The 447-nt window shown below is 53.9% G+C and carries 1 protein-coding gene; it reads right to left on the reverse strand.

Translation table 11 applies throughout. The features are described from left to right. A partial coding sequence (locus D7Y13_RS47470; protein ID WP_208734633.1) for a hypothetical protein occupies positions 1 to 285 on the reverse strand: 285 nt, incomplete at its 3' end. Positions 286 to 447: the final 162 nt, after the last annotated feature.

Genomic DNA, 447 nt, shown 5'->3' on the forward strand with positions numbered 1-447 from the left:
GGCCTGATCAGTCCATGTGCCCCCGTTGGCGATCGAGTCTCCCAGCAGCAAAATTCGCAGCGTACCAGGCGGACGAATCGCGGCAATCTCAGGACTACGCATTGAAAAAGAATTAATCTGAATTCGCTTGCCGAATCGCCGCAGCGTTTGATTCGGAGCCAACAGATAGCCAATCTGCGGATCGGCCACATAGAGGAGCGGATTTCCCAGTCCAACCGATCGCAAGCTGAGTTCGATCGCGACTAGAGCAGCGATCGTGCCAGCCGCCCATGCTATCGCAGCCAAATTTAGCCTCCGCTGACCTTGCCTTACCTGCCTTAATTGCCTTACCTGCCTTAATTTAAATCAGCTTGCTGAAACTGGCTGGCTTTGGCAAACCCACCGATCGCACAGTAAGCCGTTTTTAAGCTGTCGATCGCTCGCTGCTCAAGGGCAGGACTATCAAGC

Source organism: Corallococcus praedator, from assembly GCF_003612125.1.
Lineage (GTDB): Bacteria > Myxococcota > Myxococcia > Myxococcales > Myxococcaceae > Corallococcus > Corallococcus praedator.